The organism is Membranihabitans maritimus, assembly GCF_021729145.1.
Lineage (GTDB): Bacteria > Bacteroidota > Bacteroidia > Chitinophagales > Saprospiraceae > Membranihabitans > Membranihabitans maritimus.
This window is the reverse complement of record NZ_JAJSLW010000059.1, coordinates 1-937: the sequence shown is the minus strand read 5'-3', so window position 1 is coordinate 937 and position 937 is coordinate 1. Positions and strand designations below refer to the sequence as shown.

General features: G+C 47.0%; 1 protein-coding gene. It reads left to right on the top strand.

Annotated elements, in window-relative coordinates; genetic code table 11:
- A partial coding sequence (locus tag LVD47_RS23290) for a hypothetical protein (RefSeq protein WP_236981119.1) occupies positions 1–937 on the top strand: 937 nt, incomplete at both ends.

Sequence of the window (937 nt, the reverse complement as noted above, 5' to 3'; positions counted from 1 at the left end):
ATGTACCGTCACCGGAAGATCACGAGCCATTGGTGATTATCCCGTGTAGTACAATCAATACACGGAGTAGTTCAACCCCTTATTCCGTGAAGGCACAGCCGGATTGGGTAGAGGTGATCCATTGCAATGAAGCCAGTGATACGTCGGAGATTATTTATCGTACGTGGGAGGTATTCAATAAAGGGGGTGAATTGTTTACGCTGACGGATACGATTGTCGTATTGCGATTGCCGATGATGACGGCGGAGTCGTTTGTAGGGTATATGGAAGATACGGTGTATTGCGAGATCGAGCCATTGGAAGAAGAAGGGGAGAGCGTGAAAAGATATGCAGCGTGGAAGCAGCCGTTGGGTATCCACGATTACGAAGAAGCGAATAGCAAATTAGGCGGTGTGGCGTATCAATTGCCTGCATCCGTTATAGCTGCGGGGTTGATCAATGCCTATGCACAGGGAGAGAATGTATGGGAAGAATACCTGGAGTGTGTGATATTGAAGAAGGTAGACGGTACAGAGATAACGATAGGTGATATTGTAGGCGAGTTTGGAGGTAGTCCGTTTGATACGGATTACTTTGAGTATTTAGCAGATAATACGAATAGCAGTCAGTTAGGATATGGCTTTTTGCATGGGATATATGAATTGGGCGAAGACCCTATCAATCTAGCGATTGGTGTATTGCCTCCGTTGAGCTATTTCCCTTACCTGTTGTTGGAGAAAGGCGACTGGGTATTGAGTGAAAACGGTTTTTACGAGCAAGTAACGGAAGACTGGTTCTATCACTCGTCAGAGGGATCCCCTGGGGATAATGGTAATGCCAACAGCCCTTATTGGTTTGCAGGCGGCTGGCCATCTATCTATGGAAGTGGAGACTGTGTGCGTTACTGTGACGTGGCCGAAGGGGAATTCGGAAGTTGTGCTGTACGAATGTTAGTACC